Genomic DNA, 17001 nt, shown 5'->3' on the forward strand with positions numbered 1-17001 from the left:
TGAGCTGTTAGTACAGCGCTGGGCGGCGATCTTCGAACACTGGAATTTTCGCACGAACCGCGTCTACCATGGAGAGGTCGATTTCTGCACGCAGAATCGTCTCTTCCTCGCCCGCTTCCGCAATAATTTCGCCCCAAGGATCAATAATAAGCGAGTGGCCGAAGAACGTGCTGGAGCCGCTCGTTCCGCAGCGATTACATGCGATCACGAACATTTGGTTCTCGATCGCTCTTGCGAGCAGCAAGGTCCGCCAATGATGCAATCTCGGATTCGGCCATTGTGCCGGCACGAACATCGCCTTCGCCCCGCCGAGCGCCAGCTTGCGCGCAAGCTCTGGGAACCTGATGTCGTAGCAGATCATCATGCCTGCATCAGCGCCAGCAACTTTAAGCTGTCCGAGCTTCTCGCCCGCGAGCAGATGCTTCTCCTCGTCCATGAGACGGAACAGGTGGATTTTCGAATAATCAGCAATAACTTCACCATTCTCATCGAATGCGTAAATCGTATTATAGACGCCATTCTCCCGCTTCTCAGCGATCGAACCGCCGATAAGTTGAACGCGATGCTCGCTCGCGAATGAAGACAGCATCACTTTGGTGCGTTCTCCGTTCACATCAGCGATTTGATCGATTTGTTCCAGCGCATAACCGGTATTCCACATCTCCGGCAGCATGATGAGGTCCGGCTTTTCTGTACCTTGAACCGCTTCTTCCAGCTTCATCTTCAGCCGCTCATAATTGGCATCCGGATTCCCCGCATCCACATGCATTTGCACAAGCGCTATGCGCAACTTCTTATCTGACATTGTTTTGCCTCCTTGATCACTAGCTGAACCGACCTTATTTGCTCAGTTTTACCTTATCATAACGTCTCATGCTTCGCTGTCAAGATGGGTACCGTAACTAGGAAACCACCATGACCGACTTCAAAGGAGACTTCGTGATGAACATGTTAAAAATGTACCGTAAGCACTTTATAGCCGTTATCGCCTTATTCCTCTGCTTGATGATTCCTGCTGCAGCAGGCGCTGCTATGCATGATGAAGGCGGAGGCGCAGATCAGCGGCCTGTCCAAGCATTTGACGTTGTTCAAGGCAAAGTCGTCAAGTCCGTTCCGAACAGCCCCGAGTTTCAAGGCTACGCTAAGTCTTGGCTGAATGGCGTGACAGGTTTGTCGCCGAAACTGTCCGCCGATGACAAATGCGGCTATGTGTTCCGTATTCCGCTTGACCAGCCAACAGCTGTGAAAGCTGGTAATGCGCAAGTGATGACACAGGACGTCTTCCTCTTCTACTGCCCGAAGAAGCCGCAGCTGCTACTCGTCTTCGATGAGAATCGCAAGCCGTACTTGCTCACCTTCAAAGGCAACATTAAGCCGTTCCTGAAGGCGATGGATTTGTAAAATTTGCTATCCCCCCACCAAGAGCAAATCAATCTTGACTATTGGAGGCATTTGGTGCGCGGTAGGCGCAGTTCTCGAAATTGCGATTGGGAACGACTTTGGTGCGAAGCACCACGGGAGTGACCATCGCAATTTCGAGGCGGAGCCGGCTCTGCACCTTACAGCTCTCCAAAGTCATGCATTGATGTCGCTCCCCACCTATGCTACATTTAGGCGTAGAATTAGGCTTAGATCAATGGTGGAGTGATGACATATGGATGGCACAAAAACATTTCAAATCAACCCGGCAAACCGGATGACCGGTTTGCCTACACAATTTTTTGCAGGACTTGTGCGTAAAGCGAATGCGCAGACGGCGAAAGGCCGCGATGTCATCAATCTCGGACAAGGCAATCCCGATCGTCCGACGCCTGAGCATATTGTGAAGGCATTGCAAGATGCAGCGCCGAACCCGCTCTACCATCGCTATCCGCCTTTCAGCGGCTACCCGTTCCTGAAGCAAGCGGTGGCACAGCGTTATAAGGAAGACTACGGCGTCGATCTCGACCCGGAGAAGGAAGTTGCGATTCTGTTCGGCGGCAAAACCGGCCTTATCGAAATTTCGCAATGTCTGCTCAATCCCGGCGACATCTGCCTCGTACCCGATCCTGGCTATCCGGACTATTGGTCTGGCGTAGCAATTGCAGGCGGCCGCATGGAATACATGCCGCTCACAGCAGATAACGCCTTCCTGCCGGATTATGACCGCGTCAAGCCGGACATCGCGGACCAAGCGAAGCTGATGTTCATCAACTATCCGAACAATCCGACAGGTGCAACGGCGGATGGTGCCTTTTATGAGCGAACAGTTGAATTTGCTGCGAAGCACGGCATCGTCGTTGCCAGCGATTTTGCCTATGGCGCTATTGGCTTTGATGGCAAGCAGCCAGTAAGCTTCCTGCAAACTCCTGGCGCTAAGGAAGTTGGCGTAGAGTTCTATACGCTGTCCAAAACATATAACATGGCAGGCTGGCGTGTAGGCTTCGCACTCGGTAATTCAGAAATCATCTCGCTTATCAATCTTATCCAAGATCATTACTATTGCAGCCTGTTCGGCGGCATTCAAGCCGCAGCGGCAGAAGCACTCACCGGCTCGCAGCAATGTGTGAACGATCTCACTTCCGCCTATGAAAGCCGTCGAAATGCGCTCTTCGGAGCGATGGATGAAATCGGCTGGCACGCAGAGAAGCCAAGCGGCTCCTTCTTCTGCTGGCTTCCAGTGCCGAAAGGCCACACTTCTGCATCATTTTCCGATTATGTGCTGGAGCATGCGGATGTCGTTTTGGCGCCTGGTATCGGCTTCGGTACTCATGGCGAATCGTACGTCCGTCTTGGCTTGTTAGCGCCAGAAGAACGGCTGCAGGAAGCGATCCACCGCATCGGCAAATTGAATCTTTTCTAATCCGCACGACCCGCCCGTGAAGCTCATGCTTGACGGGCTTTTTATTGCTTTACAGTACTAGCTCGGCCGTGATATGCTTAGCGTTAATTAAATACCAAGAACGTATTGATGGGGCTAAGTATGCGACCTGCAGATGCGATCAGAGAGTAAATTCATTAGCTGAGAGAATTTACTGTGTCTGCTGCAGAAACCTACCCCGGAACGGCCGGCGATAAGCCGGACAGCGGCCTGCTGTTAACAGGTCTTTGAGCGGAACAGTATGCCTCCATCCGATAAGACGGACGCAGCACTGTTAATAAAGGTGGTACCGCGGAAGTTTAAAGTGAGAACTTTCGTCCTTTGTAGATAACAACTACAAGGGATGGAAGTTTTTTTTATTTTATCTACATAGAAAGGTTTGGGGTGAACAAGACATGACAGAGACGATCGTTGTCAAAATCGGCAGCAGCTCCTTAACCTCCGAGGAAGGCGGCATAAACAAAGAGCGCATTGCCTTCTTCGCGAACGAGCTCGCCTCCCTGCACGATGCCGGCTATCAAGTGCTGCTCGTGACTTCCGGCGCGATTGCTGCAGGCTTTAAGAAAATCGGATACGCATCGCGGCCCAAGCTCGTCCATGAGAAGCAAGCTGCCGCAGCTGTTGGTCAAGCGCTGCTCATGCAGGCGTACCAAGAAGCGTTCGCTGCGCATGGAACGAACGGCGGCATCGGCGTCGCACAGATTTTGCTGACGCGCGCCGATTTCTCGAACCGCAAACGAGTCAACAATGCACTCATGACGATCGAAGAGCTTCTTCACCGCCGCATGGTGCCAATTATCAACGAGAATGACACGGTCGCAACCGATGAGCTGAAATTCAGCGAAAATGATACGTTATCCGCGCTAGTCGGCAATCTCGTGAAGGCGAAGAGGCTTATTATTCTCACCGACATGGACGGCTTGTATACAGAAGACCCGCGCAAAAATCCAAATGCCATGAAGATCGACCGCGTCGACCACATCACGGATGATATTCTCCGCATTGCAGGCGGGGCTGGCTCGTCGGTCGGAACCGGCGGCATGCGCTCTAAGATCGAAGCGGCACGCATCGCGATGCGCGGCGGCGTTCCTGTCTTCATCGGACGCGTCATGGAGCCTGGGGATTTGATGCTCGCTGTGAAGGATGACGGCAAAGGTACTTATTTTGATACGAACGAACATAACTTGCCGACCAAGAAGCAGTGGCTTGGCTTCCACTCGATGCCCCAAGGCCGAATTATTGTTGATGACGGCGCCGAGAGGGCACTCGTGCAAGGCGGCAAGAGCTTGCTGCCGGCAGGCATCCAATCGATCGATGGGGATTTCCACCCTGGCGACGTCGTGGAAGTGTTTAACGCACATCAGCAATCGCTCGGCCGCGGAGTCGTTAACTACGCCGCATGGCAAGTTCAAGCAGTCGCTGGGCTGAGCACCGAAGAAGTGCGCAGACGGGTTGAAGTATCACGTATTGAAGTCATCCACCGCGATGAATGGGTCACACTTAGAGCTTAAGAGAACAGATATGGAGAGGGAGAGAGTTATGAGCGAAGTGCGGGAAAAAGCAGCGTCAGCGAAACAAGCTGCGGCAGTCATGAACCGATTGACAACGAATGAGAAGAATAAAGCATTGCTAATGATGGCAGACCATCTGATCCTGCAGCAGGATTCCATCATTGCAGCCAACCACATTGACATTGATCGCGGACGTGCGAACGGCACAAGCGAATCTTTGCTGGATCGTCTCACTTTAACGCAGAACCGTATTGCAGATATTGCCGAAGGCTTGCGCCAGGTAGCCGAGCTCCCCGATCCTGTCGGCAGAACGCTCGAATCGTTCGAGCGGCCGAATGGCCTGCGCGTTGAGAAAGTGTCGGTACCGCTAGGCGTCATCGGCATGATCTATGAAGCGCGCCCGAACGTCACTGTCGATGCAGCTGGTCTATGCCTCAAGACTGGCAATGCGGTCGTTCTTCGCGGCGGCTCGGCGGCGCTCGAATCGAATCGCCGGATCGTCGAAGTGATGCGCGAAGCGCTCGCAGCCACTTCCCTCCCGCCTGACGCGCTGCAGCTTGTGGAAGACCCGTCCCGTGCTTCGGTAGACGAGATGCTGAAGCTGAACGGTCTGCTCGACGTTGTTATCCCGCGCGGCGGGGCGTCATTAATTCGCAATGTTGTTGAAAATGCGACCGTCCCTGTCATTGAAACCGGGGCAGGCATTTGTCATACTTATGTCGATGAAAGCGCGCAGCCAGCCATGGCAGCCGACATCGCCTTCAACGCCAAGGTGCAGCGCCCTTCCGTTTGCAACTCTATGGAGACGTTGCTCGTTCATGAAGCTTGGGCGGAACGCCATCTCCGTGAGCTTGCGGAGCGCTTCCTCTCCGCGAATGTTGAGCTCCGCGGGTGCGAACGGACACTAAGCCTGATCCCCGAAGCGAAATCGGCAACAGAAGCCGACTATGCGACAGAATACAACGACTACATCATGAACATTCGAGTTGTCGCTAATGCAGACGAAGCGCTTGCGCATATCCGCACATTCGGCACGATGCACTCGGAATGTATTGTGACGGACAATACGGAGAATGCGGATGCCTTCTTGCAGCAGGTCGATGCAGCAGCGGTATATCACAATGCTTCGACAAGATTTACAGACGGCTTCGAGTTTGGCTACGGCGCGGAAATCGGCATCAGTACACAGAAGCTGCATGCACGCGGACCGATGGGTCTGCCTGCGCTCACATCGGCGAAGTTTCGTGTTTACGGCAACGGACAAATTCGCGGATAAGGACAGGAGGAGCTAGAGCAATGACAACACTTTCGAACACAGATACGACTGCATTACAGCAAATCGGTTCGCTCAAAATGTGTTTTTACGGCGCAGGCTCCATGGCGGAAGCCATGGTTCGAGGCCTTCTGGACCGCGGGTTGACGGAGCCGGAGCAGGTAAGTATGATGAATCGGCAAAATGTCGACCGGCTAGCTGAACTATCTACACGTTATGGCGTTCACACGTCTGCGGAAGACGAAGCAAAGGCAGCAATGCTGCGCGAAGCCGATATTATCTTCCTCGCGATGAAGCCGAAGGACGCAGCAGATGCAATCTCGCAAGTGCGCGAGCTGTTTCACCCTGGACAGCTCATTATCTCGATCATCGCAGGGATGACAATCAAGACGCTCGAGACGCTCATCGGCAAACCGATGCCAATCGTGCGCACAATGCCGAACACTTCCAGCACAATCGGGCTCGGCGCAACGGGCGTCAGCTTCTCTTCATCGGTGTCGGCAGACCAGCGCGCACTTGCAGAGCTGATGTTCCAATCGGTCGGCTTAACGGCCGTCGTCGAAGAACCGAAGCTTGATGTGGTTACTGGACTCTCGGGAAGCGGCCCAGCCTATGTCTATTATCTGATGGAAGCGATGATTGCAGCTGGCGCTGAGCTTGGCTTAACGCAGGAAGCAGCGCGCGAGCTGACGATTCAAACCGTACTAGGAGCTGCCCATATGGTAAAAGCTACTGGTGAGAATCCGGCAGAATTGCGCCGCAAGGTCACCTCTCCGAACGGAACGACCCAAGCGGCGATTGAAAAATTGGATGCGAACAATTTCTCCGGCAGCGTAATTAGCGCGATTGCTCGCGCGACAGAACGTGCTGCTGAGATGGGCGCAGAAATCGAAAGGAAAGCGACATCATGAGTAATGGTGCAGTATGTATAGCAACCTATCGCCTGCATGACGATAAGGCGGATTTTCAGAAAAAAGCGCTCGGCATCGCCGTCGGGCTTACAGTAGGCAGCTGGACAGATCTGCCGGAAGCGCGCAAAGCAGAGATGGAGAAGCATCTTGGCCGCGTCGTTTCGGTAGAAGCGCACGAGCCGGAAAACGCTGCGCCAGGGGAGCGTTATGCGGATATCCGCATCGCCTATCCTGACGTCAACTTCAGCCGTGACCTCCCTGCCCTGCTCGTGACGGTATTCGGCAAGCTGTCGATGGATGGCAAGATCAAGCTGCTTGATCTCGACTTCTCCTCCGACTTCGTGTCGGCATTCCCGGGACCGAAGTTCGGTATTTCGGGCGTTCGCGACTTGCTTGGCGTGTATAATCGCCCGCTGTTAATGAGTATTTTCAAATCGGTCATCGGTCATGACCTGACGAACCTGCGCGACCAGTTCCACAAGCAAGCGCTTGGCGGCGTCGATCTGATTAAGGATGATGAGATTCTATTCGAGAACCCGCTCACACCGCTCGAGAAACGTGTTGAAGCTTGTATGGAAGCGGCTCGTCAAGCAGAAGCAGAAACGGGTCAAAAGCTGCTCTATGCCGTGAACTTGACCGGTCCGACTTCGAAGCTGGCTTCCAATGCGAAGCGCGCGATTGCAACAGGCGCGAATGCGCTTCTCTTCAACGTCCTAGCTTACGGTTACGATGTTCTGCATGAGCTCAGCAGTGATCCGGAAATTTCAGTGCCTATTGCCGCTCATCCCGCGATGGCCGGAGCTCTCTATCCATCGCCGCATTACGGCATTTCTGCACCGCTTCTGCTCGGCAAGCTAATGCGGCTCGCTGGCGCGGATCTCGCCCTCTTCCCTTCACCGTACGGCTCGGTCGTCATGCCAAGAGAAGAGAATCTCGCGGTTCAAGCCGCTCTTATCGATTCGGCGCTGCCTGTGCGCACGAGCTTCCCGGTACCATCCGCAGGCATTCACCCTGGCCTCGTGCCGCTGATCCTGCGCGACTTCGGCTCCGAAGTTGTCGTGAATGCAGGCGGCGGCATCCACGGACATCCGATGGGAACCGCAGTTGGCGGTCATGCATTCCGCCAAGCGATCGTCGCGGCCAGCGCCGGTGTTCCGCTGCCGGATGCGGCAGCACAGCCCGGCAATGAAGCGCTCAAAGCCGCGATTGAATTGTGGGGGTATAAACAGTAATGACAGTGAACAAACAACATGATGCAGGCAGCCTGAAGCGCGTCATTTTTTGTGATTTTGACGGAACGATTACCGAGAACGATAACATAGTCGCGATCATTCGCCACTTCAATCCTGCCGGCTGGGAAGCGATTGTGAACGATATCGTCGCGCAGCGCAAGACGATCCGGGAAGGTGTAGGCGAACTATTCCGCTTGCTTCCTGCTTCGATGAAGCGTGAGGTTGTCGACTACGCGATCTCGAATGCGAAGATTCGCGCAGGCTTTGCCGAGCTGCTTCAATTCTGCCAAGATGCCGGTATCGAGTTCTACGTAACGAGCGGCGGTATTGACTTCTTCGTGTATCCGCTGCTCGCGCCATTCGGCATTCCAGAGGAGCATATATACTGCAACGGCAGCGACTTCTCCGGCGAGCAGATTGAGATCACTTGGCCTCATCCATGCGAAGGCGAATGTAAGACCGATTGCGGCATGTGCAAATCTTCCATCATCCGCCGCTTCCCTGGTGACCGCTATGAGCGAATCATTATCGGCGACAGCGTGACGGATTTTGAAGGTGCGAAGCTCGTCGATACCGTATTCGCCCGCTCTCATCTGATTCTGAAATGTCAGGAGCTCGGACTTCCGTTCCATCCGTTCGAGACCTTCCATGATGTCATACAAGTATTGAAACTGCAGGAGGCTACGACTTAAGCTATGTCGACTTTTAATCAAATTGCTACAGAAGATAAACAGCGCGCGCTTGCAGAGCTTACCGAAGTGAAGAGCCTGTTCGCTTCCCGCGGCTGGTTCCCGGGCACAAGCGGCAATCTGTCCATCCGCGTTGGCGATTACACGCCGGATGAATTCCACTTCGCCATTACGGCGAGCGGCAAAGATAAGTCGTTGTCGACACCGGAGGACTTCCTGTTCGTCGATCAAACAGGCAAGCCGTGCGAGACAACGCGGTTGAAGCCTTCTGCAGAGACGCTGATCCACTGCGAGATTTACCGCCAGACTGGCGCCGGTGCGATCTTTCACATCCATTCCGTGTTCAACAGCATCGTGTCCGAGCTGTTCTGGGAGCGCAAATCGATTCCGGTGGACGGTGTCGAGCTGATCAAGGCGTTCAACATTTGGGATGAAGAAGCGCATATCGATATTCCGATCGTATCGAACTTCGCGCATATTCCGAGCATCGTACCGGAAGTGACAGAGCGACTCGATCCCCGTATTCCGGGCATTATGCTGCGTAAGCACGGCATTTACGCCTGGGGCGCGAACGCGTTCGAGGCGAAGCGCCATCTGGAAGCATTCGAATTCCTGTTTGAGTATGTGTACCGGTGGGAGCTTCTGAAGCGTTAGAGGCTAACATTAGCAAAAAAAAGGCGATAAAAAGGGCTGCACGTGAATGCGTCAGCACGTTTTATCGCCTTTTCTTCTCTCGTGGAATGCCACTTGAAGCCCTTCAGCCGCAAGCACGGCAAGCTCGATTTTGTTAAGCGCGTAATAATGCTCCTCTGTCATATCGAAGACTCCCGGCAATGGTAGTTCTGCGAAATACTGATTTAACCTGTCCTTCTCATTCAATGAAATGAACCAATCCTCTCTATCCGGGGCCTCGAACGGGATGTCCTCCCATGCTGAAGACAGCACTAGGCTGGTCAGCTTTGAAGCACCTGCTCGCAGCTCACAGCCATCCAGCTTCTCGGTATATTTGTCCAAAGAAGCAACTGCATCATGCTCCTTAGTGAACAGCTGCGGCGCATAATCCGCTCTCGAGCCCGTATGAGGCACCGCACGAACGAAAGCATGCACGCCTGCCCTCACCTCGGGTACGCCGAATAAGATTGCATACATGCGTTTGCCGAATTCAATTCGCTCCTGCAGATCGCAGAAATTTTCGATAATGAGACCAGCCAGCTTCTTCTCCACTCTGTCAGGTGTACAGTAAGGCATGAAAACGGCGTTCGTCTGCATCGGCGATTGCAGCTGAAAGGACAGCTGATTGAGTACATGCTCCTTGAAGAATGGACTTTGCACAATCGGCTCCTCGATGACATGCTGCTCATTCACGATCAGCGCTGTCGTAAGCAGTGCCGGGTCTCTACGCTTCCAGAACTGCGACCAGACCGGCTTCATAAACACGGATACTTGGAAGGCCGGCAGCAAATCGAACAGCTCTCTGCCCGCTTTGCAAGAAGCTTCATAGAGCAGCAGCTGCGGGTAGGCATCATGGAAGATTAATGAATTCACACGCTCGAGCAGCAGAAACGTTTCCTCGCGTTGACCATCATCAAGCAGCCTCGGCAGCAGATCGCCTTGCAAGTCCGTCATGTTCCAGCCGCCATTGCGGGAAACGACATGCGCGAGCAGCGCCCAGTGCAGCTCCTGACAGCGAAAATAAATCGATCGATACGCTTCCGTTCGCGTCACATTGTTCCGGTTAGCCTGCTCTGTTTCGTGGTGAATCCGATGGATGAGCGCACATTCCTCTTTGGTATATTCCTGCGCTCGACTATTCTCGCCTTGCCGTCCCTTTAACTGCTTCGCTTGTGCAGTCCAACCTTGCCGCAGCTCCCGGACATACTCCTTGTGCAGCTTCGGAGGCTCTGCATGCTGCAGCAGCTGCTCAGAGCTCATTCTAGCTCGCCGCTTCATCGCGATGTAGCCAATCAGCTTTAACGGCAGCCGCAATAAGAACAGTAACAGCTTGAGCAGTTGGCTCATTACACCTCTTCCTCCTCGTATCAATTGCCTGCAACATCGTATAGTATCGGCTTCACTACCTTCGATTAGCCGCAAGTAGTATACTTAAGCAAGATGACTTTCGTCATGATAAAGGGGGCTGCAGCCGAATGTGCGGACGGTATACGATCACGATTACGATGGAAGAGCTAATGCTACGATATTTCATCTCCCAAACGAATGCGCCTTTTCATAAACCCAAATACAACGTAGCCCCGGGCCAGATGATCATGGCGATTATCAATGACGGAGAGCAGAACCGCCTTGGCGAACTCAAATGGGGGCTTGTCCCTTCATGGTCAGAAAGTCCGAAGGTTGGTCCGAAGATGCTTAATGCGCGTGCGGAGACGGCTTGGGAGAAGCCTGCATTCCGCGAACTCATACGTCGTAAGCGCTGCATTATACCGGCAGACGGGTTCTATGACTGGCGGCAAGACCCGGATGGCAAACAGCCGATGCGAATTGTGAGACAGGACCGTAAAGTGTTCAGCATGGCGGGATTGTACGATACTTGGGTATCTCAAGAAGGCATTAAGCTAAGCACGTGCACCATCCTCACCACATCACCGAACGAGCTGATGGAACCGATTCACGATCGGATGCCGGTTATTCTTCACGAAGAGGACGAGCATCTATGGCTGAACCGGCGCATTCAGAGCCGTGCCGAGCTTGATCAGCTGCTCATCCCGTTTCCGTCGGAACTGATGGATGCCTATCCAGTCGCGAAAACAGTGGGCAGCGTGAGCTATGACGATCCTTCCTGCATAGAGCCTCTTTCGAGCTAAAAAAAAATCCGCCAATCCGAAGATTAGCGGAACATTGCCCATAATTTAATTAAATGCAGCGTATTGTTCGGGTCGATCTTCTGACCAAGCACGAACGAGATCAGCTGCTCTTCTTGGAGCTCCGTTAGCGGCTCTTGCAAAACCCCGGCCGCTGCCCGAACGAGCTTCTTTACCTTCAGTCGATCCTGCAAATCGTATTTAGTCACACCATTGAGCAGCATCTTCACTTTATCCTTGGTGACGGGGTTCTTCATCTTCACTTTCACACGCTCGACCAGATCCGGCCGTATGCCGTATTTCGTGTAGCTCATCTTCGATATAGCACCTCCGTCCGGCTTCTAAAAGCCATACGTTGTACTATATGCCGCGCGTCCGCGTTTAAAAACTAGTCCAGCAGCTCACCCTGAAAAAGTTGCTCACGCCTAAGCACCTCGCGCAGTCTCGCGTATGCGGCTGCAGTCCAGAACTCCGGCTTGGCAGTCAGCTCTGCCGCATCATCCCTGGCATCCTCCAGCACGCCGAAATCAGCTGCCATATCGGCGAGCTTGAAGTCAGGAACCCCGCTCTGCTTCGTGCCGAAGAAGTCGCCTGGCCCGCGCAGTTCAAGGTCCCTCCGTGATACTTCGAAGCCATCGTCGGTCTCGGTCATAATCTTCATCCGCTCGCGGCCGTTCTCGGACTTCGGATCCGCAATGAGCACGCAATACGATTGATGAGCGCCCCGTCCAACTCGTCCGCGCAGCTGATGAAGCTGCGACAACCCGAACCGCACCGCATCCATAATGACCATCAGCGTTGCATTCGGTACGTCCACACCAACCTCAACTACCGTCGTTGCGACAAGAACATGCACTTCGTTCTCGCTAAAAGCACGCATCACTTCGTCTTTCTCCGCGGTCGTCAGGCGTCCGTGCAATAAGCCAATCCGCAGATCCGGAAATGCCTGCTGAATCTGAATATGCAGGTCTATCGCGTTCTGCACATCGAGCTTGTCCGACTCTTCAATAAGCGGACAGATGAAGTAGCATTGACGCCCTGCTCCCACTTCCCGGCGGATAAAGCCAAGGACCCGGTCCAGCATATTGTGCTTGACCCAGTTTGTCTGAATCGGCTTACGTCCTGACGGGCGCTCGCGAAGTGTCGAGACATCCAGATCGCCGAACGCGGTAATGGCGAGCGTACGCGGAATTGGCGTCGCCGTCATCGTCAGCACGTCCGGATTCATTCCTTTGCGTCGCAGAACGCTTCGCTGGTTAACGCCGAACCGATGCTGCTCATCCGTCACGACGAGGCCAAGACTGCGGAAATTAACGCCTTCCTGAATAATCGCCTGCGTACCGACGATAACGTCGATAAGCCCCATTTGCAGCCCCGCAAGCACATCCCGCCGCTTCTTCTCAGTCAGGCTTCCCGTCAGCAAACCTACTTGCAGCCCTACGCCGCCCAGAAGCTTCTGCAGCGAGCGATGATGCTGCTCCGCTAGTATCTCCGTCGGCACCATGAGCGCGCCTTGATGACCGGCTTTTACGGTCGCAAAGAGCGCAATAGCGGCCACGACCGTCTTCCCCGAGCCAACGTCGCCTTGAAGCAGTCTGTTCATGCACGAAGGATATCGCATGTCGATGAGAATCTCGTTGACAACCTTCTTCTGCGAATCCGTCAGCTCGAAAGGCAGCGTCCGCACAAAGACACGAATGGACTCCCCATCAACGACATGCGCCACGCCATCCATCCGTTTGCGATTCATCGAACGGTACGCTTGCAGCTTGAGCTGGAACAAGAACAGCTCCTCGTACACTAGCCGCCGCCTCGCCGTCTGTCCCATCGCGATATCCTCGGGATGATGGATATGCATGACCGCGTCTTTGCGCGGCATCAATCCATGCTTGTCCATAAGCTCGACCGGCAGCACCTCTTCAATCATCGCTCCGTATTGCAGAAGCGCCTGATCGATCGTTTTGCGAATCCATTGCTGCGTAATGCTGCCCCCAACGGAGTAGACCGACTGCAGCGTCCCGGACCGGGCTTTCCCTTTATCGGGGAACTCCGAATCGGACACCGTCATCTGCAGCCGATGCTGCTCCCACTTCCCCGTAATGACAATATCTCTTCCAGGGACTAGCTGCTCCTGTAGAAAATGCCGATTGAACCATACCGCAGTGATGAGCACGTTCTCGATGGCTATCTTGACGGTTAGTCGGGTCTTCGCCTTTCCGTAGCGCTGCAGCACGGGATTGCCCATAATTTTGCCTTCGAACGTCGCTTTCTCTCCGTCCTTCGTTTCCCCAATGTTCCGAATGCGGTAATCCTCATACCGAAACGGAAAATAATCCAGCAAATCAGCGATCGTATGAACGCCAAAGGCGTGAAGCTCCTGTTCCTTCTGAGCACTCACGCCTTTTATTTGCCGGACTGAAAGTTCATCCAGCTTCATCTCCCAAACCTCACACTCGCGTAATGAATAACGCCGCCGCACCAGGGCCAGCATGCGTTCCGATAACGGAGCCGATCTCCGTTTGTCTGATTGTTACGACTTTCAGCTGCGTCTGCGCCAGAGCTGCAAGCTCCTTCGCAAGCTCGCTCTTGTGCGTCCAGCCTACTGTCATCTCAACAGGATCGTCACCGAAGTCCTGCTTGAACAGATCAACGATGCGCTGCATCGCTTTCTTCGTGCCGCGCACCTTATCAACCGCTGTCACGACGCCTTCCTGATCGATCGACAGAATCGGCTTGATGTTCAGAATCGATCCGAACAATGCAGCCGCTTTGCCGATCCGGCCGCCCTTCTGCAAGTAGTCGAGCGTATCGAGCAAGAAATACATTTTACGATCCTGGATGATGTCATTAATCTTCTCGACGATTCGCTCTTTCGGCTCGCCGGCAGCAGCCATCTCAGCCGCTTTCACGACAAGCATACCGCAGCCGTAAGAAGCCGACTTCGAGTCGATCACCGTAATATCGCCAGGTGTCTCAAGCAGATTCGAGCCCAGAACGGCGGACTGATAAGTGCCGCTAAGCGCGGAAGCCAGATGAATAGAAATAATCGATTGATCCGGTTTCTGGGCCAGCTGCCGCTCGTACATCTCCATAAATTCCGTCGGCGACGGCTGGGACGTCTTCGGCAGCATATCGGCTTTCGCCAGACGCTCATAGAACTCGTTGTTCGTGATCGTCACTCCATCGAGAAACGATTGTTCTCCGAACAACACTTTCAAAGGCACCATCTCGATGCCATATTGTTCTCGAACGCGCTTCGGCACATCGGCCGTGCTGTCCGTAATGATTTTGACTGCGCTCACACTACATGCCCCCTATTCCACTGCAAAAAGGTATGGATAAAGCGGTTGACCGCCAGCATGCACTTCGAATTCAGCCTCGTCAAACGTTCCCTGCGCCCATGTGACGAATTCCGTTGTCTCTGCTGCATTTGCCTGTTCACCAGTCAAAATCGTAACGAGTTCGCCCCCGTCCTCGAGCATCCGGCTCAGCAGCGCTTGGCATGTCTCTTGCAAGCTTGCAGACGACGCTACGATCGACTTCTCCATGATGCCGATGTAATCGCCCTCTTGGATTGTAATACCGTCAATTTCCGTATTTCGAACCGCGCTGGTCACTTGTCCGGAACGGACGTTCTTGGAAGCGACGTTCATCGCCTCCGTGTTCTCCTCAGCCGTGCCCTCTTCTTTGAAAGCGAGCACTGCAGCAAGACCCTGTGGAATCGTCTTCGTACCGATAACCGTTACATGGCGTTCTGACAGTTCAGCAGCCTGCTGAGCAGCTAGAATGATGTTGCCATTGTTCGGCAGCAAGAAAATATGTTCAGCAGATAGCGAATCGATCGCGTTGACGAAATCTTCTGTCGACGGGTTCATGGACTGGCCGCCGGAAAGCACTACGTCTACATTGTTATCGAGGAAAATCGAACCGATGCCTTCACCCATCGCTACCGCGATAATGCCGAACGGCGCCCACTCATGCGCTTGCTCTGCGGAGAGCGAAGTTGCCTGTGCGCCTGTCAGCACCTCGGATACTGCCAAGCCTAGCGCGGCTTCCTCTACAATCGCCGTCTCATGAAGCTCTTCGTTGGAAGCTGGTGCAGTCGTGCTGCTCAGTTCTGCCATCTCTTCTTGAAGCAGATCCCGATGCTGCTCACGCATGTTCAAGATATGAATTTGAGTCAGCTCACCATACTGAAGCGCATGGTTGAGCACATCTCCGGGCTTGCGTGTATGAACATGAACTTTAATGATTTCGTCATCGGCAATGATGATAATGGAATCGCCGTCTCTGCTGAGCATGCCTTTGAACAAAGCTTCGTCGAAACGAAGTGCATGGCGATCGCCCAGCTTGCGATTTATAAAGAACTCCATATCGTACAGGAATTCAATGTCTTCTGTTACAAGGCGCGACTGCGCGCTTCCGTTCGCTTGAACCGGACGCTTAGCTGCTGGTGCAGTCGCTGCTGCCGCTGGCGTCCCTGTATTCGCAGCCTTGAACAGCTCAGGGAATGCCGCTTCCGTACCGATCGAAGATGGATCTGTGCTAATGCCCTGCTCTTCTTTCATCGCACGAAGAAACCCTTCATAGATGCATACGAGACCCTGCCCGCCCGAGTCAACTACGCCTACCTGTTTCAATACAGGCAGCAAATCCGGCGTCCGCGCAAGCGATTCGTTCGCCTTCGCAACGACCTCTGACATAAGCTCTGTCAGGTCATTCGTCCGCTTCGCGCAGAATACTGCATGCTTCGCAGCATCTTTGGCTACAGTAAGAATCGTACCTTCGACGGGCTTCACGACCGCCTTGTACGCCATATCAACGCCGCTTTGCAGTGCCGCTGCGAATTGGTTCGGATCAATCTGCTCCAACTGGCTGATGCTCTTAGCGAAGCCGCGGAACAGTTGTGACAGAATAACACCCGAGTTGCCCCGAGCGCCCATCAATAGACCTTTGGAAAGCGCTTCCGCAACTTTGCCCACTGCTGGAGAGGGCTTGCTTTGCAGCTCGCGTTTGCCCGAGGTCATCGTTAGATTCATATTTGTTCCGGTATCGCCGTCAGGTACCGGGAACACGTTTAGCGCGTTAATGCGCTCTTCATTGTTGTGTAAGTTTTCCGCTCCGCTCAGTACCATTCCCATAAAGTCCGAGCCGTTAATAAAGCGTTTAGTCAAACGAAATTACCCCTTCCTACCGAGATACCCGTACGCCTTGGACAAAAATATTGACAACGTCTACCTTGACGCCGACAACCTCATTCATCACATATTTCACTTTCGATTGAATGTTATGTGCGACCTCGGATATTTTTGTGCCGTAGCTCACGATGATGTACAAATCAATGTGTAAGTAATCGTTCTCTCGGTGGACTTCGACACCGCGCGACAAGTTATCTCGACCAAGCAGCTCGGCGATGCCGTCTTTCAGCTGCTTTCTCGAAGCCATACCTACCAGTCCATAACAATCCATTGCCGCTGAACCAGCAAGGACGGAGATGACATGGTCTGTTATATGAACGTTTCCGAATTCCGAATTGATCTGCAGAGGCATGGATACCACTCCTTCACCGTTATTATTATGGACTAAATAGCATTGTACTATAAATAACGACGTTTTTGAAGTCCAGCACCCTATTTTCGACCATATTCTGCATCATAAGCGTTTTCTTAGGGTAGAATTACTATAAGCTAATGCTTGATGAATGCA

General features: G+C 53.4%; 16 protein-coding genes. 9 read left to right on the plus strand and 7 right to left on the minus strand.

All coding sequences use genetic code 11. From position 1 onward, the window contains the following. Positions 1-7 precede the first annotated feature (7 nt). Positions 8-805 carry a carbon-nitrogen family hydrolase gene (locus tag A8990_RS09110; RefSeq protein ID WP_116188703.1) on the minus strand — a complete coding sequence of 266 codons (798 nt, stop codon included), beginning with the start codon at positions 803-805 and terminating at the stop codon, positions 8-10. Positions 806-942: 137 nt separating this feature from the next. On the opposite strand from A8990_RS09110, the gene A8990_RS09115 reads away from it, so the two are divergent. The 8 genes from A8990_RS09115 to mtnB all read left to right on the plus strand — a co-directional run bounded on the left by A8990_RS09115 (position 943) and on the right by mtnB (position 9130). Then, a complete protein-coding gene (locus A8990_RS09115; RefSeq protein WP_116188704.1) occupies positions 943-1401 on the plus strand; it encodes a hypothetical protein in 459 nt (152 codons plus the stop codon). 253 nt (positions 1402-1654) lie between these two features. After that, on the plus strand, positions 1655-2842 hold the full coding sequence (locus A8990_RS09125; protein WP_116188706.1) for a pyridoxal phosphate-dependent aminotransferase: 1188 nt from the start codon (positions 1655-1657) through the stop codon (positions 2840-2842). Positions 2843-3255: 413 nt separating this feature from the next. Next, on the plus strand, positions 3256-4371 hold the full coding sequence (proB, locus tag A8990_RS09130; protein WP_116188707.1) for a glutamate 5-kinase: 1116 nt from the start codon (positions 3256-3258) through the stop codon (positions 4369-4371). Between the two features lie 28 nt (positions 4372-4399). Then, positions 4400-5647 carry a glutamate-5-semialdehyde dehydrogenase gene (locus A8990_RS09135; RefSeq protein ID WP_116188708.1) on the plus strand — a complete coding sequence of 416 codons (1248 nt, stop codon included), beginning with the start codon at positions 4400-4402 and terminating at the stop codon, positions 5645-5647. Positions 5648-5667: 20 nt separating this feature from the next. After that, positions 5668-6555, plus strand: a complete 888-nt coding sequence (gene proC / locus A8990_RS09140) for a pyrroline-5-carboxylate reductase (protein ID WP_116188709.1) — start codon at positions 5668-5670, stop codon at positions 6553-6555. After that, complete coding sequence (locus A8990_RS09145; protein WP_116188710.1) at positions 6552-7787, plus strand: 2,3-diketo-5-methylthiopentyl-1-phosphate enolase; 1236 nt, start codon at positions 6552-6554, stop codon at positions 7785-7787. Before proC ends, A8990_RS09145 begins: the two co-directional genes overlap by 4 nt. After that, complete coding sequence (locus A8990_RS09150) at positions 7787-8479, plus strand: 2-hydroxy-3-keto-5-methylthiopentenyl-1-phosphate phosphatase (protein ID WP_116188711.1); 693 nt, start codon at positions 7787-7789, stop codon at positions 8477-8479. Before A8990_RS09145 ends, A8990_RS09150 begins: the two co-directional genes overlap by 1 nt. A 3-nt stretch (positions 8480-8482) precedes the next feature. After that, a complete protein-coding gene (gene mtnB, locus A8990_RS09155) occupies positions 8483-9130 on the plus strand; it encodes a methylthioribulose 1-phosphate dehydratase (protein WP_116188712.1) in 648 nt (215 codons plus the stop codon). A gap of 51 nt (positions 9131-9181) precedes the next feature. On the opposite strand, the gene A8990_RS09160 is transcribed toward mtnB, so the two are convergent. Continuing rightward, positions 9182-10495: a DUF2515 family protein gene (locus A8990_RS09160; RefSeq protein WP_116188713.1), complete on the minus strand. Its 1314-nt coding sequence runs from the start codon at positions 10493-10495 to the stop codon at positions 9182-9184. A gap of 128 nt (positions 10496-10623) precedes the next feature. Between A8990_RS09160 and A8990_RS09165 the strand changes: the two genes are divergently transcribed. Then, a complete protein-coding gene (locus A8990_RS09165) occupies positions 10624-11298 on the plus strand; it encodes an SOS response-associated peptidase (protein ID WP_116188714.1) in 675 nt (224 codons plus the stop codon). 23 nt (positions 11299-11321) lie between these two features. Here A8990_RS09165 and A8990_RS09170 read toward each other — a convergent pair whose 3' ends face one another. The 5 genes from A8990_RS09170 to A8990_RS09190 form a co-directional block, all read right to left on the minus strand. Continuing rightward, entirely contained in the window at positions 11322-11609 is a 288-nt protein-coding gene (locus A8990_RS09170) for a stage VI sporulation protein F (protein WP_116188715.1), read from the minus strand. A 74-nt stretch (positions 11610-11683) separates the two neighbouring features. Further along, complete coding sequence (gene recG / locus A8990_RS09175; RefSeq protein WP_116188716.1) at positions 11684-13732, minus strand: ATP-dependent DNA helicase RecG; 2049 nt, start codon at positions 13730-13732, stop codon at positions 11684-11686. Between the two features lie 10 nt (positions 13733-13742). Further along, positions 13743-14597: a DegV family protein gene (locus tag A8990_RS09180; protein WP_116188717.1), complete on the minus strand. Its 855-nt coding sequence runs from the start codon at positions 14595-14597 to the stop codon at positions 13743-13745. 12 nt (positions 14598-14609) lie between these two features. Then, a complete protein-coding gene (locus A8990_RS09185) occupies positions 14610-16469 on the minus strand; it encodes a DAK2 domain-containing protein (protein ID WP_116188718.1) in 1860 nt (619 codons plus the stop codon). 16 nt (positions 16470-16485) lie between these two features. After that, a complete protein-coding gene (locus A8990_RS09190) occupies positions 16486-16845 on the minus strand; it encodes an Asp23/Gls24 family envelope stress response protein (RefSeq protein ID WP_116188719.1) in 360 nt (119 codons plus the stop codon). Positions 16846-17001 lie beyond the last annotated feature (156 nt).

This window comes from Paenibacillus taihuensis (genome assembly GCF_003386535.1).
Classification (GTDB): Bacteria; Bacillota; Bacilli; order Paenibacillales; family Paenibacillaceae; genus Paenibacillus_Z; species Paenibacillus_Z taihuensis.